Here is a 22,321-nt window from a genome sequence, read left to right as displayed (position 1 = left end):
TTACTCCTCACCTGCGGCGCGGCCGCCGAATTCATCGGCAAGACCGCTCCAGCGGCGCGCGATCTCGCCGTGCTCGATGCCGAACAAATCGAGAATGCGGCCGACCGTGTGATCGACCACGTCTTCGATCGTCTTCGGATGCGCGTAGAACGCGGGCACCGGCGGCATGACGATCGCCCCCATCTCGGTGGCGAGTGTCATGTTGCGCAGATGCGCGAGATTGAGCGGCGTTTCGCGCGCGACCAGCACGAGGCGGCGGCGCTCCTTGAGCATCACATCGGCGGCACGCGTAAGCAGGTTGTCCGCGAAGCCGTTCGCGACGCCCGCAAGCGTTTTCATCGAACATGGCGCGATCACCATGCCTTCGGTCAAGAAAGATCCGCTCGCCACGGCCGCGCCGATATCGCGCACGTTGTGCACGACATCGGCAACGGCTTCGAGATCACCACGCGCGAGGCCGAGTTCCTGTGCTGCCGTCACCCCGCCCGACGCCGACACGATGAGATGCGTCTCGTGCGTGCCGAGCCGACGCAGCGCGGCGAGCAGGCGCACGCCGATCACCGCGCCGCTCGCGCCCGAAATGCCGACGACGATGCGCGACTTGTTTCGCTCAGTCATGGTCGCCGCCCAGGTAGGCTTCGAAAGCGGCGTTGTCGCCGGCGACAAGCGCGTCGAGGTCGACCGTCTCCTGCCCGGGAATGCGAACGCGCGTGAACACATGTTCCGGATAGACCACGGGTCGCGTCGCGTCGAGACCCATCTTCGCGCTCACACCTTGCAGATGCGGCGGCGCGTCCGCCGGTTGGCCCACCGTCGTCGAGGGATCGAGCGGCGAACCCTGTGCCCCCTCGATCACGACGAGATCGCGATCAGCCTGAAAGCGCGTGGCGATCGCCCATTCGATCTCGGCGGGATCGTGCAGGTCCACATCGGTATCGACGACGACGACCTGCTTGATGTCGTAATGCGCGCCGAACGCGCACAGGATGACGTTCTTCGCTTCGCCTTCGCGCTTCTTGTCGAATTGCACCCACAGGTGATAGCGGCACACGCCGCCCACAGACAGATGCACGTCCTTCACGGCGGGATGGCTGCGCTGAAGGTGCGCGAGCAACGTGGCTTCGCGCGGAATCGCGCCGAGCAGCAGATGCTCCATTTCGGCGGGCACGATCGTATGAAAGATCGGATCGCGCCGATGCGTGAGGGCCGTCACTTCGATGACTTCGCGTGCTTCCTTCGCGCTGTAGTACTTCGGAAATTCGCCGAACGGACCTTCCGGCTCGCGCACGTTCGGCAGAATGCGCCCTTCGATGACGATCTCCGCAAACGCCGGCACGTGCACGCCGTTCGTCACGCATCGCGCGACAGGCAGCGGCGCACCGTGCAGCGCGCCCGCGATTTCGAGTTCGTCGTGATCGATCGGCGTGATGGCTTGCGACGCGAGCATCGTCAGGGGATCGACGCCAATCACGACGGCAACGTCGAGCGCATCGCCCTCGGCTTCCGCGTCGCGCTGGAATGCGTAGAGATGACGCGGCAGCAGCAGGATCGCCATGCGATCGGGGCCGTGCACCTGAATGCGGTTGATCGAGACGTTCTGCACGCCGGTGCGCGGATTGCGCGCGATCACGAGACCGGCGGTGATGTACGGGCCGTTGTCGTGTTCGCTGTGGGTTGGAATCGGCAGCAATGCGTGCAGGTCGATGCCGTTCGTATGAACGATCTCCTGACAGGGCGCGTCCGCTCGATCGACCACTCTCGATGCGATCGGCTGCGCGACCGCCGCGGAAAAGCGCGCGAGCAGGCCCGCTTCCTCGACGCCAAGCGCCTCCGCGATCCAGCCGCGCTTCGACATGAAGCCGGAGACGACGGGCACGCCCTTGCCGCCGGGCTGCGTGAAGAAAGCGGCCTGCGTGCCGTCGAGCCGTTTGGCGATCGCGGCGAGTTCGTGTTCGAGCGCAACCGGCCGTTCGATGGTCGCCAGGCGGCCGGTCTTCGCGAGGTGCGCGAGCCAGTCGCGCAGCGTGAGCGCTGACGTCTCTGAACGATTCGAAGCCCACGGGAGAGCAAAGGTGGAAGAAGTGCCGTGCGTCGCGGCATCGCGAATATTCATCTGCGTCTCCATCGGTTCCCTGCGTCTTTGCGGCCGGACGCCGCAGCAAGGATTGAAATGAAGCGTAACGAGATCGCGATATAAGTTCTAATACTGTTTTTTGATATTTTTAATCATTAATTTTGATATCAGCGTTAGCCCCAATGACACCGGTCTTCGAGATCGATTCAATACACCGGTGGCACCTCGACGCACAGCAGGGCATTGCAGGACCCGCCAGTAAGCCAGGCCGCAGCCACCGACTGATAACGTTGTCGAACATCATAAGTCTTATTGATACAGACCTGAACGAGAAATGGACCTCAAGCAAATCCAGTACTTCATCGCGCTCTTCGAGGACGGATCGGTCACGCGCGCGGCCCACCGGCTCAACATCGTGCAACCCGCACTCAGCATGCAGATCGCGAAGCTGGAGCAAGAGTTACATCAGCAATTGTTCGAGCGCGGCGCTCACGGCATGGCCCCAACCGCCGCTGGACGCCTGATGTATCGTCTCTTTCTGCCGATCATGCGCGACCTTGCGCACGCGCGGCAGCAGCTTCAGCAGCGCGACGAAGTGGTGACGGGGCATGTGAGCATTGGACTCATCGCATCGGTGACGGAGAGCGTGCTTGCCGATTCGCTCTCGCGCTTTCATGCGCGTTATCCGCATGTCGAAGTGACGGTGGCGGACGGCTTCAGCGCGACCTTCATTGACTGGGTCGCGGGTGGCCAACTCGATGCGGCCCTCATCAACAAGCCCCGCGCGCGCCTATCGCTCGATTCGCAGACGCTGCTCGATGAAGAAATGGTGCTGGCGACGAGCGTCGAGCACGGCCCTGACCTACCGCACACGATCGAGCTTGCGCAGTTGCCGGAACTCGAACTCGTGTTGCCGACCAAGCGCCACGGCCTGCGCGGCGTGCTCGATACCGCCGCACAGCACGAAGACGTGCTGCTTGCGCCGCGTTTCGAAATCGACGTGCTCAGCACGATCGTGAAGCTCGTCGAGAGCACCCGCTTTGCGACGATCCTGCCGCGCATCGCCGTTGGGCGGGCCGTGCAGCGTGGGACACTGCGGGCCTATCCGATTCTCGCGCCGCGCATCGTGCGGCATATCGTGCGCGTGAGCCATCCGCGCAGGCCGCTGTCCGCTGCGGCCGAGGCGCTGATCGAGATCATCGCCGACGAACTGCATCGCGTGTCGAACGCATCCGGCACAAACGCCCCTCTTCTCTCCAAGGAAACTGCATGAAAGCACCACACTGGATAGCCGGCGCATGGGTCGGCATGCCTTCGGTCGACAGCATCGATCCGGCTACCGGCGAAAGCATCGGCCAGTTCGCCGACGGCGGGGCGGCGGAAGCCGATGCGGCCATCGCCGCGGCACGGAACGTGTTCGACCGCACGACGTGGGCACAGGACGCGCGCCTGCGTCAGGACGTGCTGCTCGCATGGGCCGGCGCACTCGATGCGCAACGCGAGCCGCTTTCGACCCTGCTTACGCGCGAAAACGGCAAGGCAATCGCGCAATCGCGCGGCGAGATCGCAGCCGCGATTTCCGAAGTCCGATATTACGCGGGACTCGCTCGGCACATCGCGGGGCACGTGTTGGAACCAGAGCCGGGAACGATCTCGACAATGCTGCGTGAGGCCGCTGGCGTCGCGGCCATCTTTGTGCCCTGGAATGCGCCCGCGGTGTTGCTCGTGCGCTCGCTCGCGCCCGCCCTCGCCGCTGGCTGCACGGCAATCGTCAAATCCGCCGCACAGACCCCGCTAGTGATCGCGGCCATGCTGCGCTGCTTCGAGCAGACCGCGCTGCCGACGGGCGCAGTGAACCTCGTCAACGAAATCGGCTATGCGGCGGGCGAACGGCTGGTCGAGTCGCATGACGTCGATGTGGTGAGTTTCACCGGATCAACCGCGACGGGCAAGAAGATCATGGCCGCCGCCGCCCAAAGCATGAAGAAGCTCTCGCTGGAACTCGGCGGCAAGTCGTGCTGTGTCGTCTTCGAGGATGCGGACGTCGCCGCGATCGCGCCGCGTATCGCGCGCGCGGCGACGATCATCTCAGGTCAGCAATGCACTGCTGCGCGCCGGGTGCTCGTGCATACCCGGCGAGCGGCGGAGATGCGTGAGCATCTGACGCGTGCGCTCGAAGCGCTGAAAGTGGGCGAAGGCATCAACGAGGCAACGGACATCGGTCCGCTAATCGACGCGGCCACGCGCGACGCGGTCCATCAGACCATTGCCCGCGCCTGCGACGAAGCGGATCGCGTACTGCTGCGCGGCACGCGCTCAGGCCACGCGTTCCTCTCGCCAACGCTCATCGAACACAGCGACTCGAAAGCATTCTTCTGCCAGGAGGAAATCTTCGGACCGTTCGTCACGCTGGAGACGTTTGACACTGAAGCGCAGGCAATCGACAGAGCCAACGACACCGTATTTGGCCTCTCCGCGAGCGTGTGGACCAACGACGGCGCCCGCGCGTTTCGCATCGCGCGCGCGCTGCGCAATGGCACGGTGTGGATCAACGATCACAACAAGCTGTTTGCCGAAGCGGAAACCGGTGGCTACCGGCAAAGCGGTCTCGGCCGCCTGCACGGCTACGATGCCCTCGCCGACTTCACGGAAATCAAGCACATCTGCATGCCGGCCGGCGTTGCGGAAGGTATCGCGCCGTTGCGGTGAATGGCAGGGCGGCGAGTCAATGGACAGCGTGGATCTCGAAGTCCTGTTCGCGCGGATATCGATGCGACCTTTTTTCGCCGAGCAAGGGTTTCATCTTGCGCGGGGCCTGCGAGTCGGGTGCCGCTGGCGAAAATGGGGCTCATGCGGCGCGCGGCGCTGGAGACGGCGTCGAGTCTGTGCTCAGCAAGCAGATTAGAGAAAAGAATCAGCACGAAGACGAAAGAAAAGTCCGCACGCATGGCTCAACATCACGGAGCCGGCTACGGCTTTCGTTGCCGCCGTCACCGCGCATCCCGCCATGATCGGCGTGCCCCCCTGCCCGAGTCTTCCTGCGAACCGATCCATGAGCAAACCAACGCAATTTCGCGTGAAGCTCAACGAATTTCGGCTGCAATGGCGCGTGCTGACCTTCTACGAGCGCTTCGAGCAGATCATCGCCCATATCCTGAGCGTCGTGATCTCGGTGATCATCGTCGTATCGCTGTGGCAGTTGATTCGGGCGGTCGTGGCGCTATCGCTGTCGGGGGCGCTCAATCCGCTGGATCATGCGATCTTTCAAGCGGTCTTCGGGATGGTGATGACGCTGTTGATCGCGATGGAATTCAAGCATTCGATCACCCGCGTCATGTTAAGACGCGATCACATCGTGCAGGTCAAGACAGTGATCCTCGTGGCGATGCTCGCGATAGCACGCAAGTTCATCATCCTTGATCCAGCCACGGACCCGGCTCGCATTGCCGCACTCGCGGCCGCGCTGATCGCGCTTGGCAGCGTCTACTGGCTAATGCGGCAACGCGACGATCCCGTCGATGCGGCGATAGCAGAGCGCGCCGTGTGGGATCGCGAAACGCGCGATTGATTTACCTATTTCTCTCTCCGGGATCATCGAGTACCAGCAAGTTTTGCCTGCCGGCGTACGGAAGGCATGTATATACCAAAACAAGCTGGCATCGACGTAAACTGGACTACTATTCAACCTTTGGCACTTCGAGGCCTCCCGCCAGAGGACGCGCGCAATGGAGCAACTACAGCGCTCCCCGCAGTTGCACCGCCTTAGCTGCCACGGGATCGGTGCGTCGCGCGCGGACTGCGCCCCGAATTCGGCGCAGTGGATCCTGTGTATCATCCCGGCGGAACGGACCACCGCGCACGCGAACACTGTTCGCAGCAGCGCGCGCCCCTATCAGCATCTAAGCGTCAGCGCGCCGTTTATTGCGATCGTGCCGGCCTGGGCTCGTGTCAAGCTCGTCAATGACGACGATCCGTGCGGCCTCGTCGTCGCGCTCCATTGGGCCAGGCTGAGAGAAACCGCTCGAAACGCGCTCGGCACCACGGCTTGCGAGATCCCTTGCTGGTTCAAGGCGTGGGATCCTTTCCTGCGCGAAGCGGGCGACACGCTTATCGCGTTGCATGCCAGCAGTAGTCCGGACATTAGATGCCTCGCCGCGTTCGCCGACGTATTTGCACTTCATCTCATGCACCGGTATGGACTCACGGCTGATACGCGCGACGCGAGTACGAGCCTCACACAGTCAAAGCTAAGCGTCGTGGAACATTTCATACACGAGCACATCGCGGACAATATCCAGATCGATGACCTCGCCGCGCTCCTGCACATGAGCCCGTCGCATTTCGCGCGGGCTTTTAAGAACGCGACAGGGCATCCGCCGCACTTCTACCTGACAACCGAAAGGTTGAGATTAGCGCAGTCGATGCTTTCGGAAGGGAGCCTCCCGCTGATCAATATCGCAGCATGCGTCGGCTTCCAAACGCAGCAGCATTTCACCGCAGTATTTCATCGATATGTGGGGTGTACGCCCCGCGCTTTCCGCATCGCGCATTACCGGCCCTAGGAACCGGCGTGAGGCCTTTTCGACTGAATCGGTGATGCAACCAACGAACGCAGAAATCCGACACCTTTGGGCAGGAACTCGAAAGAAGCGCGCGCCGCGCGGACGTAGGCTTGATCAAATAGAAATTGCACGCGCTGCCGTGTCAACCGGATATCGGCGATCCGCCTGAGGAGCCCAAACGATGGACGAACTGCTCGGTCGGGCATGGTGGATGCTCGCGCTGCGTGGCGCCGCGGGAATCCTCTTCGGCGTCCTCGCGCTCTGCTGGCCTGGCCTCACGCTGCTGCTTTTGGTCGCGATGTTCGCGGCGTATGCACTCATCGGAGGCGTCGCTGCGGTCAGCGCAGCGATACGACATCATTCGATCCGCACCGACTGGTGGCTCCCCTTGCTGCTTGGGCTATGCATGATCGTTTCGGGCCTGATCGCCGTCGCGGCGCCCGGCGTCACGGCGCTCGTGCTGATCACCGTGATGGGCGCGAACGCCATCGTCACCGGAGCGCTCGACCTCGTCGCCTGGGTTCGGCTGAGAAGGCGCGGCCGCACGCAGTGGCTGCTGTTGTTCATCGGTAGCCTGTCGGTTCTGTTTGGCGTCTTCGTGCTGGCCTTCCCGGGTGCTGGAGCGCTTGCCCTCGTCTGGATGATCGGCACCTACGCGATCATCACCGGTGCGCTTCTGTTCGTCCTTGGCCTCGGCGCACGGAATTGGCGCAGCGCCGTCCTTCGCGAACAGCAAAACACGCCGCTGCACTCATGAGCGCATCCCGCGCCCGGCGTCCACGTAGTCCGTTGCGCATTTGGAGAACGCCATGAAGACTAACCTCGCATCGGCCGCAAGGCTGTCGTCATTCATCCTCGCGCTGTCCGCATGTGGCTTTGCCGCCAGCGGCGCGACCGCGCAGGATGCGCCCATCGCCGGCAAGGCGACGCTCGGGGTGACCGTCACCGAAGAGCAAGTAGTCGCAAGAGGCTGGCGCGCATCCAAGATGATTCACACCGATGTCTACAACGACAAGAACGAAAAGATCGGCCGCGTCGACGACCTGATTGTCGCGCCCGATGGCTCGCTTTCGGCCGCAATTATCGACGTCGGCGGCTTTCTCGGGGTCGCGGCGCACCGTGTCGCCATTCCCATTCAGCAGTTCAAGCAGATCGCGCCGAAGGCAATACTGGTTGGCGCCAACAAGGATGCGCTCAAGAAACTGCCGGAGTTCGAATATGCCAAGAGTTGACATTGGCCGCGAGCGCCAAGGCGGCAGTCATTGAAGATTCGGGCCGCTCTCCGACGGCTCATCGGAACAAGGAGCATAGCGATGCTATTGGACCTCGATAAGTGGAACCCCTTTCGCTTCCTGCGCAAGAGCCCCGAGGATAAGGGCGCGGGCGCGAAGCTGAACGCCCCGCCCTCACAGCAAACCGCCGCGCCGTCGACCTCGGATGCGGCCGCGTCCGCATGGCCAGTATCGATCGATGCGGCGCGTTGGCCGCTGCCCGATCCGCTGCATCTTCTTACCGACCTCATACGCGATCCGTTCGGCGGGATGGGACCGCTTGGCAACTGGTTCGGCGACTTCAGTCCCAGCCGCTTTCAGCCGCGCCTCGACGTTATCGACGACGGCGACGCGCTTCGCATCGTGGCCGAATTGCCAGGACTATCGCGCGAGGACGTGGAGCTGGAAGTCATTGAGGACATGCTGGTGCTGACCGGCGAGAAGCGCATCGAATCGAAGAGCGACGAGAAAGGCTGCTACCGGGTGGACCGGGCGTTCGGACAGTTTCAGCGCGCCATACCGCTGCCCTCCGGCGTCGATCTCGAACGCGCCGAGGCGAACTTCGAGAATGGCGTCCTCACCGTGCGGTTGCCCAAAGCGGCAAATGAACCCGCGGCGAAGCGGCGCCTCGAGATCAAATAGCGCGGTGCGCACACGGCTGCATCGGACAGCTCGGCAGCTTCCATGGCGTTCGGCGATACGCCGCCCGAAGCCGTCAAAGATGGGGCGCTGTGCGCGCGAAACTAGAAGGACCATCCCCTGCCTACCCTACGGAGAACATCATGCCTACTTGCAGCGTCTGCGGCAAACCGGCAACTTCGCAGATCACGATCACGGAAAACGGTCAGCGTCGTCAGCTGATGCTGTGCGATGAGCATTACATGGAGTTCATGGCGCGCAATCAGCGCCGTCTGTCGCCGCTCGAGTCCCTCTTTCACGGCGGACTGTTCGACAGTTTGTTTGACGATATGTGGCCGCAGATGGAAAGCGGCCGCGGTAGCCGGTCACGCATCGGAGGCTCGCCCGCACAATCCGGCGGCGCCGATCAAGGTGCAGACGCCGATACCGGGCAAATGGGTGAGTCAGCGGGCGGACACGCAGGCGGACGGCCGCGCCGGCATCGCCGTGCGCGCGAAGCCGTCGACCTGCAGACGTTCTTGAGCGAAAGCGGCCTGGACCGCCTGCAGGCGGCCGCGCAAATGGCGGTCGAGTTCGGCAAGTCCGAAGTCGATACCGAGCACCTGCTGCTCGCTCTCGCCGACAACAACGTGGTGCAGGAGATTCTGCGCGAATTCAAGCTCGATCCCGAGGAGATCAAGAAGAACATCGATCAGAACGCACCACGCGGCAAGCGCGCGCAGAAGACCGACGAAGAACGCATCGGCGTATCACCGCGCGCGAAGAGTGCGCTTGAAAACGCGCTGACCGCGTCACGAGAACTGGGTCACAGCTACGTCGGACCGGAGCATATCCTGATCGGGCTCGTGGAAGAGGAAGACGGCTTCGCGGGTGAGCTGCTGCGCAAGTACGGGCTATCGTCGCATGCGCTCAGGCAGAGGACGGTCAAGGTCGTCGGCAAGGGCGCCGAGGAAGGCACCGTCGAGGGCCGCTCCACCACGCCGACGCTCGACAAGTACGCGCGCGATCTCAGCGATCTCGCCCGGCGCGGCAAGCTCGATCCGGTGATCGGCCGCGACAAGGAAATCGAAACGACTATCGAAGTCCTTGCGCGTCGGCGCAAGAACAACCCGGTGCTGATCGGCGAACCGGGCGTCGGCAAGACGGCGATCGTCGAAGGACTCGCGCAGCGCATCGCCCAGGACCAGGTGCCAGAGGTACTGCGTGGCAAGCGCGTCGTCGAGTTGAATATCAACAGCGTGGTGGCGGGGGCAAAGTATCGCGGCGAGTTCGAAGAGCGCGTGAAGCAGGTTCTCGACGAGATCGTCGAGAACCAGGACCGGCTGATCATCTTCATCGATGAATTGCATACGATCGTCGGTGCTGGCCAGGGCGGCGGCGAAGGCGGACTCGATATCGGCAACATCTTCAAGCCGGCGCTCGCGCGCGGCGAATTGCATCTCGTGGGTGCGACGACGCTCAACGAATACCAGAAGTACATCGAGAAAGACTCGGCGCTCGAACGGCGCTTCCAGCCGGTGAACGTGCCCGAGCCAAGCGTCGCGGAGACGATCGAAATCCTGCGCGGACTGCGAGATCGCCTTGAAGCGCATCACAAGGTGAAGATCACCGAGGAGGCGATCGCTGCCGCTGCGAAACTGTCGGACCGGTATATCGCAGCGCGCTTCCTGCCGGACAAGGCCATCGACCTGCTCGACCAGGCGGCCGCGCGCGTGCGCATTTCGTCGAATTCCCGGCCGGGGCAGCTGCATGACATCGAGGCGACCATCCGCCGCACACGTCAGGAACAGGACGCGGCAAGCGCCGCCAAGCAGTTCGACAAGGCAAAGGAACTCGAAGACAAGCTCGTCTCCGAACAGAAGCGGCTCAACGATGCGACCGAAGCGTGGAAGAAGGAACGCGGCACCAGTTCGCAAGAGGTCACGGCGGAGGACATCGCGCAGATCGTGGCGTCGCTCACCGGCGTGCCGGTGTCTGAACTCACCGCCGAGGACCGCGAGAAGCTCCTGCGTCTCGAAGATCGCCTGAAGGAACGCGTGATCGGTCAGGACGAGGCCGTCAGCGCCGTCGCGAAGGCGGTCCGACTCTCGCGCGCCGGTCTTACCGAAGGCGGCAAACCGACCGCGAGCTTCCTTTTCCTCGGACCGACTGGCGTGGGCAAGACCGAGCTCGCCAAAGCGCTCGCCGCAACGGTGTTCGGCGACGAGAACGCGCTCGTGCGCATCGACATGAGCGAGTACTCCGAGCGACATACCGTAGCCCGGCTAGTGGGCGCGCCTCCGGGCTATGTCGGCTATGAGGAAGGCGGGCAGTTGACCGAGCGCGTGCGACGCCGCCCCTATAGCGTCGTGCTGCTCGACGAGATCGAAAAGGCGCATTCGGAGGTGCACAACATCCTATTGCAACTCTTCGACGAAGGCCGCCTCACCGACGGCAAAGGCCGTCTCGTCGATTTCACGAACACGATCATTATCGCGACGAGCAATATTGGTTCGCAGATGATCCAGGACAACGTGCGCTCCGACAAGAAGCAGCTCGACTACCCCGCGCTGCGCGACCGTTTGATGGAAGTACTGCGGCATCACTTCAGGCCCGAGTTCCTGAACCGGGTCGACGAGGTCGTCGTGTTCCATGCGCTCGGCAAGGAGCAGATCCGTAGCATCGTGGACCTGCAACTCGCACGCGTGCAACGCACTGCGGCCGGACAGAACATTGAGTTGACATTCGACAATTCGCTGCGTAATCATCTCGCGGAGATCGGCTATGACCCCGAGTTTGGCGCACGCATGCTCAAGCGCAAGATCCGGGCGGAAGTGGAATCGCAACTCGCGGATGCGTTGCTGCGGGGGGATGTTCGCGACGGCGACAAGGTCACAATGACCTACGACTCGGGTTCGCACTCTGTGCTCGTGCAGAAGGGCTCAGCACCCGCAGAAGCGGCGACGATCGAAAGGGCGAAGCAAGAACCAGCGCATACGTGAGTCCGGCATTGCGTGAACGAGACGCCGCCCGCAAGGGCGGCGTCTCGTTCACGATTCAACTTCACCTACGACAATCTCGTCGCGATAGCACCAGATCCAAGTTTCGCCAGGTTCGATTGAGCGCACCAGCGAATGGCCGGTCGCGTGAAAATGCTTGCTTGCGTGCCGGTTGGGCGACGAATCGCAACAGCCGACGTGTCCGCACGAAAGACAGAGCCGCAAATGTACCCACGGCTGGCGAAGCTTGATGCAGTCCTCGCAGTAATTAATGGGCGTGTGGAGGATGCGGGCCTCGCCTAGGTGCGTGCAACCCGGGGTCATGATCGTACTCCTCGGACAGGCGCGCGGCGTGCGAATCAAGGTTGCGCTGACGCTCACGCGCTATTCAAATAGCGATGCACCAGCGCGACAGCCATCGCCCCTTCGCCGACTGCCGACGCGACACGCTTGATCGACCCGTGACGTACGTCGCCCGCGGCGAATACGCCAGGCACACAGGTCTCCAAATGTAGCGGCGCGCGCTCGAGCGGCCATGTCAGACTCGACCGATATTCCTGCAAGTCGGGACCAGTCACTAGATAACCGGCTTCATCTCGGACAACGCCAACCTCCTGCGCCCATTCGGTCTGGGGCACGCCGCCAATGCAGACGAATAGCCAATTCGTCTTTACCGGGATTTGCCGTCCCGTGCGCACATCGGTCAGCGTAATTTCTTGCAACGTGTCACTGCCTGCGAGCGCGGTAACTTCGGTGCTGGTCCGAACTTCAATGTTCGGCGCCGCCGTGATGCGATCCACCAAGTAGTGGGACAACGTGTTCTTGAGCGAGGTGTCACGCACGAGCATATAGACGCGATTGGCGGATTGCGAAAAGTGCATAGCGGCTTGTCCCGCCGAATTGCCGCCGCCCACCACATAGACGTCTTCGCCATGGATCAGCGCTGCTTCGCTCGTGCCGGCGCCGTAGTAAAGGCCAGCGCCGAGAAAGCGCGCCTCACCTTCCAGGCCGAGCGTGCGATACGCCACACCGGTCGCGCAAATCGACGTGCGCGCCGTAATGCGTGTGCCGTCCTCCAGGTACACGATGCCCTGGCCGGGCGGAAACTCCGCGCGCACGCCGGCGCGCGCGATCAAGATTTCCGCGCCGAACTTGACGGCCTGGTCGCGCGCCCGTTCTGCCAGCTCGGCGCCGGACACGCCGTGCGGGAAACCCAGATAGTTCTCGATTTTCGAACTGCTGCCTGCCTGACCGCCCAGTGCCCAACGTTCCACCAGTACGGTATGCAGTCCTTCCGACGCTCCGTATACGGCCGCGCTCAGCCCCGCCGGTCCCGCGCCGTAAATCGCAAGATCGTAGGCCTCCCTGGATGGACTGGCAAACCAGCCGAGCTTCTCGGTGATTTGCCGGACGGTGGGACATTCGAGCCGGGTTCCGTCGTGGAAGACGCAGACCGGCAAGCGGGAGTCGGAAAGATGCTGCACGTGCGCGAGATCCTCCGCTTCCTTATCGCTGCCCAGTTCGATCCATTCGAATGGTATGTCGCAGCGATGCAGGAAGTCGCGTATCGCGTAGCCGTTAGCGCTGCGCATGCGTCCATAGATCCTGACCATGAACTTGTCCGCCTTTGAGGCCATCCAGGAGTTTTGTTCGTTTCATGCCCTTCACGAGCTAGCAGCACGCGCTCGATAACAGCGATAGACCATATCCCGAACACTTTAGAGACATCGCAGGGGGGTGTCTTTCGCGATTCTGCCGGTTTTTGTTGGCTTTCTGCCGGCGCATCCATGACCGCAGGATCGTGACACATCTGAGCAGAAACCGGAAAGAAGGGCGTCCAAGGTCATGGCTAGACTGCCGGTAGAGCGGCGATCCTGTCGATGTGATTTGACGCCGACGCTTCGATGCGTCTTTGGCAGCAGTTTTCGGGCCGAGTCAAAAACACAAGGAGCAAATATGCCTGATACGGAAATCGCACCCGGAGAAGCCCGGCAGCACGACGAGCAAATTTTCCCACACAAGCTATTCGAACCCGTAAAGGTGGGGCCGTACAACCTTCGTCATCGTGTCGTAATGGCGCCGCTGACTCGTTCGCGCGCGAACCGACCAGGCAACATACCGTCGCAGCTCAACGCCTGCTATTACACGCAACGCGCTGCGGCCGCGCTCATCATCAGCGAGGCGACGCAGGTGTCCATGCAAGGACAGGGCTATGCATGGACACCTGGCATCCATAGTCGCGAGCAGGTCGAAGGCTGGCGGCTCGTGGCGGACGCCGTGCACGAGGCGGGCGGGTTGATGTTCATGCAGTTGTGGCACGTAGGACGCATATCACACCCCTCGTTGCAGCCCGATGAAATGCTGCCAGTTGCGCCCTCTGCTGTTCAGCCGAAAGCAGAGGCATTCATTGAGAACGAGCGGGGCGAAGGTGTCGTCGCGCCATGCGTCAAGCCTCGCGCGCTACAGGTCGAAGAGATGCCGTATCTCGTGCGCCAATACTTCAGGGGCGCGCGCAACGCAAAGGCTGCCGGTATGGACGGCGTCGAAGTACATAGCGCCAACGGATATCTCCTCGACCAGTTCCTTTTGTCCGGCACGAACCGCCGCACGGACGAATACGGCGGATCGAGGGAGCGTCGGGCCAAGCTGCTATTCGAGGTGGTCGAGACGGTTTGCGAAGTGTGGGGGCCGGAAAAGGTCGGCGTGCGGCTCTCTCCTCTTGGCATCTTCAACGACATGCATGACGACGACCCCGAAGCGACCTATTCTTACGTCATCGAAAAGCTCAATCGATACGGGCTGGCTTATTTGCACATCGTCAATCCCATGCTGGCGGCGACCGGTGAGGATGTGGCTTTCATCGAGCGCGCGAAACGCATGAGCCAGATGATACGTCGTACTTATCGTGGTGTGCTGATGGTCGCCGGCGGGTTCGACGGAGGCAGCGCGGAAAGATGGCTCGAGGACGGCAACGCGGACCTGATCGCGTTCGGACGTTTGTTCATCGCAAATCCCGACCTGCCGGAGCGCTTGCGGTCGCACGCTCCGCTCAATTCGCCGGATCCGTCGACGTTCTACGGGGGCGGCGAACGCGGATATACCGACTATCCGTCGCTCGCGCAGGAGCGCGGGGAAGCCCCACGGCCCGTCACCGATGGGCGCTGGAGATAGACTGTCGCTGACCGGCAAGCCCGCCGTCGTCATGCGACGACTTGCGATGGCCGCCGGGCCGGCGACCGATCACGCTGAGAGGCGCACCATGGCTGACACTACCTGGGTTGTCGTCGCCGACGGCAGCCGTGCTCGAATCTTCGAGACCTCGGGACTTAAACTAGACTTGCGGGAAATCGAGGACCTCGTCAATGTCGCCCCTGGTGGGACGGCGCTGAGCGAGAAGGAACGCGAAAAATTCGCGAAGACCGTCGCCGACCGCGTCGAACAGGGACGGCTTCATCACCAGTATCAGCGATTGCGATTTGCCGTGGAGCCGAAATTTCTCGGCCTCCTTCGCGAGCGTCTGAGCGAGCAGACACGTCAGATGATTTTCGAGGAGATCAACGAGGATCTCTCGGCCTTCGACACGCGCGAAATTCAAGCACACCTGAGAAGGCATTGAAGGCGACCTGCCCGGTCGTGGGCCACATCCGCTGTGTCAACCGCCGCGCCTTGACAGGTCGGGCCGACGAAACGCAGTAGTCAACCGAACATGTAGCCGCGAACACTGAGCAGCGGGCGCGACTTTCTTCGGATTGGCGCAGTCGACCGAAGGAGACTCTAGCGGAACTTCTTGCGCTCAAAAGAGTAAGCTGGCTAGGGCGTGCGCCACGCATGCGTGAAGAGATCTAAAGGGAGTTTCCGTCGATACCCGTAAGCGGCATCAACACAGAGGCAGACATGGTCAAGACAGCGCTGTTCGTCCGGCTTGAAGCGAAGCCGGGCAAGGAGCAGGAAGTCGAAAGCTTCCTGATGGGCGGATTGCCGCTCGTGGAGCAGGAGCCCGCGACGATCGCGTGGTTCGGGCTGAAAATCGCGCCATCGGTGTACGGCATCTTCGACGCGTTCCCCGACGACGCCGGACGCCAGGCGCACCTGTCGGGCAAAGTAGCCGAAGCGCTGATGGCGCGGGCCCCGGATCTTTTTGCTAACTCGCCAGAAATTATGAACATCGATGTACTCGCGGCGAAGCTGCCGTCGTAGCCACGAACTCGAACCGGTGACAATGGATTAGGAGTCCGTTGCTCTTCCTCCGCAGCTCACGAGCCGAAATAGACCTTGCCCGCCGCTTGTCCCGCATGCACATGTGTTCTCAACGACCTTGTTGCGCCGGGGAGCGCATCCAGTGAGGAAGCGTCCGCTACAGCGCGGTCGGCCGACGCTCGGTTCGCGCAACGACTGAATTTCGATTCTCCGGCCTTCAGGTGCGGTCATATTAGTCTTCGGAAGTTTAAGCGTGAGCACTCTCCAATGTCGAACTGCGCGTCGGTGTGATCGACGTCCACACCGTATGGTTCGCATAATTGTCGGGGTGTCGATTCGACGTGCCAGCCAACCGTGCATATCCCGCCCGGCGCGTACCTTCGGATGTTGACGGGGCCGTTGACGCGATGACGATGACATCAAGAGTAGGCTCTTGCCGGTTTCACTTCTTCATTCTTGCAAAGATTTGTCGGATCTCTGCGCTCCCGCTGCGCGGCTTCCGATGTGAACGTACAGCAGCATTGCGCAAAAACCGAACAGGTGCAGGGAAGAAAATCTGCCGCGCGCGCCCTACCGTGGCCCTACCGTGGCCCTACCGCGGACGAATGCGTGCGGTGCAGGGCGTAGCCTGCGCGTGCGTTAGTCCATTCACAACCGACGAGCAACAGCGATGAGAACCGACGACGACATTAAACAAGATGTAGAGTACGAACTGAAGTGGGATCCGGACATCGTGGCCGAGGGGCGGGAAGGGACACAGCACCAGACCGGAGGCACCCTCGGCGCTCTTGATGGGCGCCTATACGGCCAGAGCGACTTATGTTGATGACACCGCTCTTCGGCTCGTTGCAACGTGAATTAATGGACTCGCGAGGTTGTCATGAAAATCCTGGTGATACTCACTTCACACGACCAGCTCGGCGATACGGGCCGGAAAACGGATTCTGGCTCGAGGAGTTTGCTGCGCCTTATTACGCGTTCAAGGACGCAGGCGTCGAGATGACACTCGCTTCGCCAAACGGCGGGCAGCCGCCTCTCGACCCCAAGAGCGACGATCCGGATTCGCAAACCGAAGCGACCCGGCGCTTCAAGAAGGATGACGAAGTGCAAGCGGCACTGGCAAACACAGCGAAGCTCTCGACTGTCTCCGCCGCGGACTATGACACCTTGTTCTATCCGGGCGGACACGGACCGCTATGGGATCTGGCAGAAGATCCGCAGTCGATCACATTGATCGAAACCATGTATGCAGCGGGAAAGCCGGTCGCCGCGGTTTGCCATGCTCCCGGTGTGCTCCGTCATGCAAAGGCGCCCGATGGCTCTCCGATCGTGCGAGATAAACCCGTAACCGGCTTTGCCAATTCAGAAGAAGCGGCGGTCGGACTTACGGAAGTGGTGCCTTTCCTCGTCGAGGACATCTTGAAGAAGAATGGAGGAAAGTATTCGAAGGGGCCGGATTGGCAATCATACGTGGTCGTCGCGGAAAGCCTGATTACTGGCCAGAATCCCGCCTCGTCGGAAGCAGCGGCAAAAGCGCTGCTCTCGAGGCTGAGCATGGCCTGATACGACGCTCGAGTTGAAGGAATGAGTCATGGCAAAGGCGACCGGGGCCGGCAGAACCGAACCCCGAAACCAATCGAGCGACGTGATACATGTGCCCGAACTTGCAGCAGCGCGCACCCCGCACTTCCCTTCGATCACGCCGGGAATCTTTTCACGAACCAACGTCGCTGCCTGACGGGAACGCGAACGGCGCTCGTTTGATCACGTCATGGGGCTTTCTGTTGCTGTCCGTGTCAGCTGGCTGATCTCCCTGTCTGTCGAATGAGTATCGAGGAACCGCATCATGCAAGCTCCGTTTAGAGAGCACAGAACGACGCAATCAACAATGGCCCTCCTATCGGGCGAAGCCGAAATGCATGTGCCCTTGTGACCAGCCGTGTCCGCCCGATGCGCGGTGATAGCTACTTTGGGAAATGTGTCATCCGGCTCCTCGAACGTGATAGTCCGACCTCGGCAACTGTTGCGTGGAGCGACTCGACCTCCTGCTTCTCCGGCGCACAACTATGGCGGCGCTGCATCGCGAAGAAAGTAGGGGTCTGCTCCATGAGCGGCCAGACCATTGCAAGAGGCGACGCCGTATATCGACCCAGACGCGTTCAACCTATACACCAAACGTCGAAGCAATGATTCTGGCCGCAGTGCTGGAAACGGTCTCTGTGGAAGGAAGGATCTGACAGTTCTGCTCCGATCGGTCACGGGTCAAGCACCAGGAGATTTTGATGGACAGGAATCTCCCCGACAAATGGCAGAGCGTGCCCCTTCAGTCTGCCGTCGACGAGGTGCCCGATTATGCGACCCTGTTCGATATGACACTCGTGCTCACTATCGCTTTTTCGCTATTCGAACTCGCGGTCGAACTGTTCCGCAGTGAGAGACTGAACGAAGTGGTGGCCCTCGTTGCGGCGACCCCAGTACCGGCCATACTCACCCTGCTGCGCAGAGGTTTTTCATCAGCAGCGCTCTGCTTCGATTCCACGTTCTCTTCAATGGCGCAGCTTCGAGACGGTGGATTTGCTGGTGCTTGACGCAGCCTGGCAACTCGGCGCGTGGGACGTGGAGCGTGTCGAGCAGCGCTGTTGCAATGTCATGAGCGCAAGCGCGGCAGAGGCGCTCGCCTGCCGGCAGGCGTTCGGTTTCTACGAGGCAGACGCGAGCAACAGGGCACCGCGAGACTATGACGAGAGCGGGCGCGAAAGCTTAATGCAACTCGACGCGCGCCGAGGCTATCTCCGCTGGCTTTTTCGACCTGTGCAGTCTGGCTTGTGGCGCGGGCTCAACGAAGCGGACAACACGTTGGGGGCTGATGGCGGACGCCGGCCCCCGTGTCCTGCAGCGCCTATATTCTCGTCGGCGAGACCACCGGGGGCGCACGGTTTATCGGATCGGCCGAGTGCATCGTATTCTGCTGCCGCTCTGATACAAACAGTTGCAAATCGAGCTTTCGCCACCCCTTGAATCGAAAAACGCCCACCCTTATTTCGCTTTTCGCCAGGCTTGGCTCGGCTGCACGGTGGCACTTACCGTGTCGCAGTCGTGCAGCCGGATTCCCTTATTGGTGATCCTTTAATCGCTCAGGAGATGGAAATGCATATTCGTCCCCTCTACGACCGGGTTATCGTCAAGCGAATCGAAACGCAACGGACGACAGCTTCGGGCATCGTAATTCCCGATTCAGCGGCAGAAAAACCAGAACAAGGCGAAGTCGTCGCAGTCGGCAGCGGCCGGCTGCTGCAGGACGGCGCGCTGCGCCCGCTCCAGCTACAGGTCGGTGACCAGGTTCTATTCGGCAAATACGCGGGCCAGACCGTCAAGGTCGATGGCGAGGACTTGCTCGTCATGCGCGAGGATGACGTCATGGGCGTTCTCGAGACCGACGCCGGTTCAGCGCGCAAGGCTGCCTGAACTTAAATCGGGTCCCCGACACTCGACTGGTGACGCCGGTAGCGCGACCAGTAGATGCATCGGTAGATCGCGACCCGCTGGTCACGACAAACTCCGGAGCAATAACATGAGCGCAAAAGAGCTCGAATTCCACGACACCGCCCGTGCCCGCATCGTCAAGGGCGTCAATGTGCTGGCCGATGCCGTGAAGGTTACCCTTGGGTCCAAAGGGCGAAATGTACTGATCGACCGCAGCTTCGGCGCGCCGGTCATTACGAAGGATGGGGTGTCAGTCGCCAAGGAGATCGAGCTTAAGGACCGGTTCGAGAACATGGACGCGCAGATCGTTAAACAAGTCGCTTCGAAGACGGCGGACGTGGCCGGCGATGGCACCACAACCGCTACCGTTCTCGCACAAGCGATCGTTCAGGAAGGCATGAAGCATGTCGCCGCGGGTATGAATCCGATGGATCTCAAGCGCGGCATCGACAAGGCCGTCGCGGCCTTACTCGACGAGCTGCGCACGCTGTCGAAGCCGATTTCGACAAACCGTGAGATTGCCCAGGTCGGCTCGATCTCCGAGAACGCCGACGAGGCGATCGGGGCGATCATCGCGCAGGCGATGGAAAAAGTGGGCAACGAAGGCGTGATCACCGTCGAAGACGGCAAGTCGCTCGAGAACGAGCTGGATGTGGTCGAGGGCATGCAGTTCGACCGCGGCTACATCAGTCCCTACTTCATCAATGATCCCGATAAGCAGGCCGGCTATCTCGCCGACGCGCTGATTTTGCTGAACGACAAGAAGATCTCGAACATCCGGGATCTGTTGCCGGTACTTGAGGCGACCTCAAAAGCTGGGAAGCCGCTGCTGATTGTCGCAGAGGACATCGATGGCGAAGCACTGGCGACATTGGTCGTCAATGCCATGCGTGGCATCCTCAAGGTGGCTGCCGTCAAAGCCCCGGGCTTTGGCGACCGGCGCAAGGCCATGCTCGAGGACATCGCCGTCCTGACGGGCGCGAAGGTCATCTCGGAAGAAACCGGCAAGCAGTTGCAGAAGGCAACGCTTGAAGATCTTGGGCAAGCAAAGCGCGTGGAAGTCCGCAAGGACGACACGATCATCATCGATGGCGCGGGCGACGAAGAGCGCATCGCGGCACGCGTGAAGTCCATCCGTGCGCAGATCGAGGAAACGACAAGCGACTACGATCGTGAGAAGCTGCAGGAGCGGGTGGCGAAGCTCGCTGGTGGCGTGGCCGTCATCAAGGTCGGCGCGGCCACCGAGGTCGAAATGAAGGAGAAGAAAGACCGGCTGGACGACGCGCTGCACGCCACCCGCACGGCAGTCGAGGAAGGCATCGTGCCCGGCGGCGGGGTAGCGCTGCTGCGCGCTCGTGAAGCGGTGACGGGACTCAAAGGCGCCAACAGCGATCAGGACGCGGGCATCCAGATCGTACTGCGCGCGCTCGAGTCGCCGCTGCGCATCATCGCCGCGAATGCGGGCGACGAGCCTTCGGTCGTGATCGCCAAAGTGGTCGAAGGACACGGCAACTTTGGCTACAACGCAGCCATCGGCGAATACGGCGATCTCGTCGAATCGGGCGTCGTCGATCCGACCAAGGTCACGCGCACTGCGCTGCAGAACGCCGCATCGATTGCGGGGCTGATTCTCACAACCGATGCCACCGTCGCCGAAGCGCCAAAAGACGATAAGGCGACGCAGACGCCCGCACGGAAGTTGGAGTATTAACCTGTAGCGGGTTGCTCGAAGTGCCTATTGTATTGATGGCAGGTGCAATTGGTTCATTATCGGCGCCGCATTCTACTCCGTCGTGCGGCGCTGTTTTTTAGCAAGCTGACATGAAACTCGAACTTCGCATTGATTCCAAGCCGCTCGAAGTCGAGCTCGACGATGTTATTGCGGCGCTCCTGGCGCTTCGGCTCGACTTACCCGACGACGCGAATCTCGAAGACGCCCTGGCTCGCTATCTGAGCGAAAAAGGTGCGCCGTGGGTACTTGACGAGGAGCATATGCGTCGGCGAATTTTCCGTCGCCTGATCCTCGACATCGCCGACCCTGCCTTGATCATTCGACATCTCATGACTGGTCAATGATTTGCGATGGAGCGTGAAATCATGAACAGGACCTACAAACCGAACGACTCGACGAACCTCGCGAGCTCAAGCGCTCGCGCTCACGAGGCTATGGCCGATGGCGCGGTCGCGCGCATCGTGTCGGAACTTGAAAAAGTCGTGACGCTTATGCGTCAAACCTCGATGCAGCGCGTTTATGCGTCAAGTCACATCCATGTTCCTGTGGCGCCGTCGCGCATGGACATGGCGACTTTAATCGCCTTGGCTGAGACGTACGGCCAAGCCATCGTCGAAGATCCGCGCTTTTATCCCGTGATTTCTTTCGTGGCAGAGCGCGGCGGCGTCGCCCTTGTGCAGCAAGTCCTCTTCGGCGACTCGATGAATTCCATGCCATCGGGAGCTGCCTGCAATGTTGCGCTCTCCTCGCTGCTAAAAGAGGCCCGACCCGCCTTTGAGTTTCTCTGCAGCACTTGGCCCGAGGCCTTCATGGCACAAGCGAACACCGCCCTGCGCCGGCTCGGCTTTTCCGCGGTCACGGGACCCATGAAGACGCGGCAAGCGGGATCGATTCACCCAACGGACGACGGGGCCAACGCTGCGCGATAACCGTGAATATGCGAGGAGCCCCTGGAGGATCTGAGTGATATGCCCAGAGATTCTCGAGCGCCAGGCGCGCCGTCGCCGAAGCTCCCATCCGGCGTGCTCGGCCTGGACTACCTCAAGTTTTCGCAATTGTCGGTGAGCGACGAATTCCTCATGCGAGAAGCGATTGGCAGCCCAGCCGTGGAAGACGCGCTGGCTTCCATTCGCTTAGGTACGATGCGCGCCGCACGGCCCGCCATGAAGGTATTCTTCGATGGTTGCCGGTTCTGGCTGGCGAGTCACGCCCACCGCTATCACGCCGCCCGCGTTCTCGGCGCCTGCCATCAGGAATTCTGGTGTGACATCCAATCCGGCACGCGCAACGATGCTGTGCAGTATGCGTCGAGGATTGCGAGCGCCAGCCGTACGCGTCATAACGCGCCCGTTTGCGCGAGCTGATCGCCTCCCCTCGACTCAGCC

At 61.6% G+C, this 22,321-nt stretch carries 23 protein-coding genes and 1 pseudogene; 20 read left to right on the top strand and 4 right to left on the bottom strand.

The features are described 5' to 3' along the window. Together AWB74_RS16145 and AWB74_RS16140 are read right to left on the bottom strand one after the other, a co-directional pair. On the bottom strand, window positions 1–618 hold the full coding sequence (locus AWB74_RS16145; RefSeq protein WP_061147756.1) for a UbiX family flavin prenyltransferase: 618 nt from the start codon (window positions 616–618) through the stop codon (window positions 1–3). Beyond that, window positions 611–2,113: a UbiD family decarboxylase gene (locus AWB74_RS16140; protein WP_061147876.1), complete on the bottom strand. Its 1,503-nt coding sequence runs from the start codon at window positions 2,111–2,113 to the stop codon at window positions 611–613. The genes AWB74_RS16145 and AWB74_RS16140 overlap by 8 nt, the downstream gene beginning before the upstream one ends. Before the next feature lie 295 nt (window positions 2,114–2,408). Here AWB74_RS16140 and AWB74_RS16135 point away from each other — a divergent pair, with 295 nt between their 5' ends. The 8 genes from AWB74_RS16135 to AWB74_RS16100 all read left to right on the top strand — a co-directional run bounded on the left by AWB74_RS16135 (window position 2,409) and on the right by AWB74_RS16100 (window position 11,527). Continuing rightward, the gene (locus AWB74_RS16135) at window positions 2,409–3,347 is read left to right on the top strand and encodes a LysR family transcriptional regulator (protein ID WP_061147755.1); all 939 of its coding nucleotides are present in this window, start codon (window positions 2,409–2,411) and stop codon (window positions 3,345–3,347) included. Next, on the top strand, window positions 3,344–4,783 hold the full coding sequence (locus AWB74_RS16130) for an aldehyde dehydrogenase family protein (protein ID WP_061147754.1): 1,440 nt from the start codon (window positions 3,344–3,346) through the stop codon (window positions 4,781–4,783). Before AWB74_RS16135 ends, AWB74_RS16130 begins: the two co-directional genes overlap by 4 nt. 343 nt (window positions 4,784–5,126) lie before the next feature. Next, window positions 5,127–5,642: a phosphate-starvation-inducible PsiE family protein gene (locus AWB74_RS16125; RefSeq protein ID WP_061147753.1), complete on the top strand. Its 516-nt coding sequence runs from the start codon at window positions 5,127–5,129 to the stop codon at window positions 5,640–5,642. A gap of 157 nt (window positions 5,643–5,799) precedes the next feature. Continuing rightward, entirely contained in the window at window positions 5,800–6,636 is an 837-nt protein-coding gene (locus AWB74_RS16120; RefSeq protein ID WP_061147752.1) for a helix-turn-helix transcriptional regulator, read from the top strand. A gap of 181 nt (window positions 6,637–6,817) precedes the next feature. Continuing rightward, window positions 6,818–7,393, top strand: coding sequence for an HdeD family acid-resistance protein (locus AWB74_RS16115; RefSeq protein ID WP_061147751.1), 576 nt, complete (start codon window positions 6,818–6,820; stop codon window positions 7,391–7,393). Window positions 7,394–7,445: 52 nt separating this feature from the next. Beyond that, entirely contained in the window at window positions 7,446–7,868 is a 423-nt protein-coding gene (locus AWB74_RS16110) for a PRC-barrel domain-containing protein (RefSeq protein ID WP_087039040.1), read from the top strand. A gap of 81 nt (window positions 7,869–7,949) precedes the next feature. Further along, window positions 7,950–8,549, top strand: coding sequence for an Hsp20/alpha crystallin family protein (locus AWB74_RS16105; RefSeq protein WP_061147750.1), 600 nt, complete (start codon window positions 7,950–7,952; stop codon window positions 8,547–8,549). Window positions 8,550–8,689: 140 nt separating this feature from the next. Next, the gene (locus AWB74_RS16100) at window positions 8,690–11,527 is read left to right on the top strand and encodes an ATP-dependent Clp protease ATP-binding subunit (protein WP_061147749.1); all 2,838 of its coding nucleotides are present in this window, start codon (window positions 8,690–8,692) and stop codon (window positions 11,525–11,527) included. Between the two features lie 48 nt (window positions 11,528–11,575). On the opposite strand, the gene AWB74_RS16095 is transcribed toward AWB74_RS16100, so the two are convergent. Together AWB74_RS16095 and AWB74_RS16090 are read right to left on the bottom strand one after the other, a co-directional pair. After that, window positions 11,576–11,848 carry a UBP-type zinc finger domain-containing protein gene (locus AWB74_RS16095; protein ID WP_087039039.1) on the bottom strand — a complete coding sequence of 91 codons (273 nt, stop codon included), beginning with the start codon at window positions 11,846–11,848 and terminating at the stop codon, window positions 11,576–11,578. A gap of 53 nt (window positions 11,849–11,901) precedes the next feature. Continuing rightward, on the bottom strand, window positions 11,902–13,137 hold the full coding sequence (locus AWB74_RS16090; RefSeq protein WP_087039053.1) for an NAD(P)/FAD-dependent oxidoreductase: 1,236 nt from the start codon (window positions 13,135–13,137) through the stop codon (window positions 11,902–11,904). A gap of 343 nt (window positions 13,138–13,480) precedes the next feature. Here AWB74_RS16090 and AWB74_RS16085 point away from each other — a divergent pair, with 343 nt between their 5' ends. From AWB74_RS16085 to AWB74_RS16035, 12 genes and pseudogenes are all read left to right on the top strand, one after another. After that, the gene (locus tag AWB74_RS16085; protein ID WP_061147747.1) at window positions 13,481–14,695 is read left to right on the top strand and encodes an alkene reductase; all 1,215 of its coding nucleotides are present in this window, start codon (window positions 13,481–13,483) and stop codon (window positions 14,693–14,695) included. A gap of 88 nt (window positions 14,696–14,783) precedes the next feature. Next, entirely contained in the window at window positions 14,784–15,140 is a 357-nt protein-coding gene (locus AWB74_RS16080) for a host attachment protein (RefSeq protein ID WP_061147875.1), read from the top strand. Between the two features lie 278 nt (window positions 15,141–15,418). Continuing rightward, a complete protein-coding gene (locus tag AWB74_RS16075; RefSeq protein WP_061127738.1) occupies window positions 15,419–15,721 on the top strand; it encodes a putative quinol monooxygenase in 303 nt (100 codons plus the stop codon). A gap of 670 nt (window positions 15,722–16,391) precedes the next feature. After that, window positions 16,392–16,547 (top strand): hypothetical protein, encoded by a 156-nt coding sequence (locus AWB74_RS46405; protein ID WP_160110262.1) that lies wholly within the window; start codon window positions 16,392–16,394, stop codon window positions 16,545–16,547. A gap of 54 nt (window positions 16,548–16,601) precedes the next feature. Beyond that, window positions 16,602–17,284, top strand: a pseudogene (locus AWB74_RS16070) (type 1 glutamine amidotransferase domain-containing protein). Window positions 17,285–17,671: 387 nt separating this feature from the next. Then, complete coding sequence (locus tag AWB74_RS48595; protein ID WP_143749243.1) at window positions 17,672–17,911, top strand: DUF3331 domain-containing protein; 240 nt, start codon at window positions 17,672–17,674, stop codon at window positions 17,909–17,911. A gap of 92 nt (window positions 17,912–18,003) precedes the next feature. Beyond that, window positions 18,004–18,309: a hypothetical protein gene (locus AWB74_RS46400; protein WP_061147746.1), complete on the top strand. Its 306-nt coding sequence runs from the start codon at window positions 18,004–18,006 to the stop codon at window positions 18,307–18,309. A 559-nt stretch (window positions 18,310–18,868) separates the two neighbouring features. Continuing rightward, window positions 18,869–19,186, top strand: coding sequence for a co-chaperone GroES (locus tag AWB74_RS16055; protein WP_061147874.1), 318 nt, complete (start codon window positions 18,869–18,871; stop codon window positions 19,184–19,186). Between the two features lie 106 nt (window positions 19,187–19,292). Next, the gene (gene groL, locus AWB74_RS16050; RefSeq protein ID WP_061147745.1) at window positions 19,293–20,915 is read left to right on the top strand and encodes a chaperonin GroEL; all 1,623 of its coding nucleotides are present in this window, start codon (window positions 19,293–19,295) and stop codon (window positions 20,913–20,915) included. 110 nt (window positions 20,916–21,025) lie between these two features. Next, window positions 21,026–21,280: a hypothetical protein gene (locus AWB74_RS16045; RefSeq protein WP_061147744.1), complete on the top strand. Its 255-nt coding sequence runs from the start codon at window positions 21,026–21,028 to the stop codon at window positions 21,278–21,280. 21 nt (window positions 21,281–21,301) lie between these two features. Further along, the gene (locus AWB74_RS16040; protein ID WP_235024593.1) at window positions 21,302–21,865 is read left to right on the top strand and encodes a hypothetical protein; all 564 of its coding nucleotides are present in this window, start codon (window positions 21,302–21,304) and stop codon (window positions 21,863–21,865) included. A 93-nt stretch (window positions 21,866–21,958) separates the two neighbouring features. Continuing rightward, the gene (locus AWB74_RS16035) at window positions 21,959–22,300 is read left to right on the top strand and encodes a hypothetical protein (RefSeq protein ID WP_061147742.1); all 342 of its coding nucleotides are present in this window, start codon (window positions 21,959–21,961) and stop codon (window positions 22,298–22,300) included. The last annotated feature ends 21 nt before the right edge of the window (window positions 22,301–22,321 follow it).

The sequence above is a fragment of the Caballeronia arvi genome (assembly GCF_001544695.2).
In the GTDB taxonomy this organism is placed as follows: Bacteria; Pseudomonadota; Gammaproteobacteria; order Burkholderiales; family Burkholderiaceae; genus Caballeronia; species Caballeronia arvi.
Note: the sequence above shows the minus strand (reverse complement) of the source record. Positions and strands in the feature narration are given on the sequence as shown.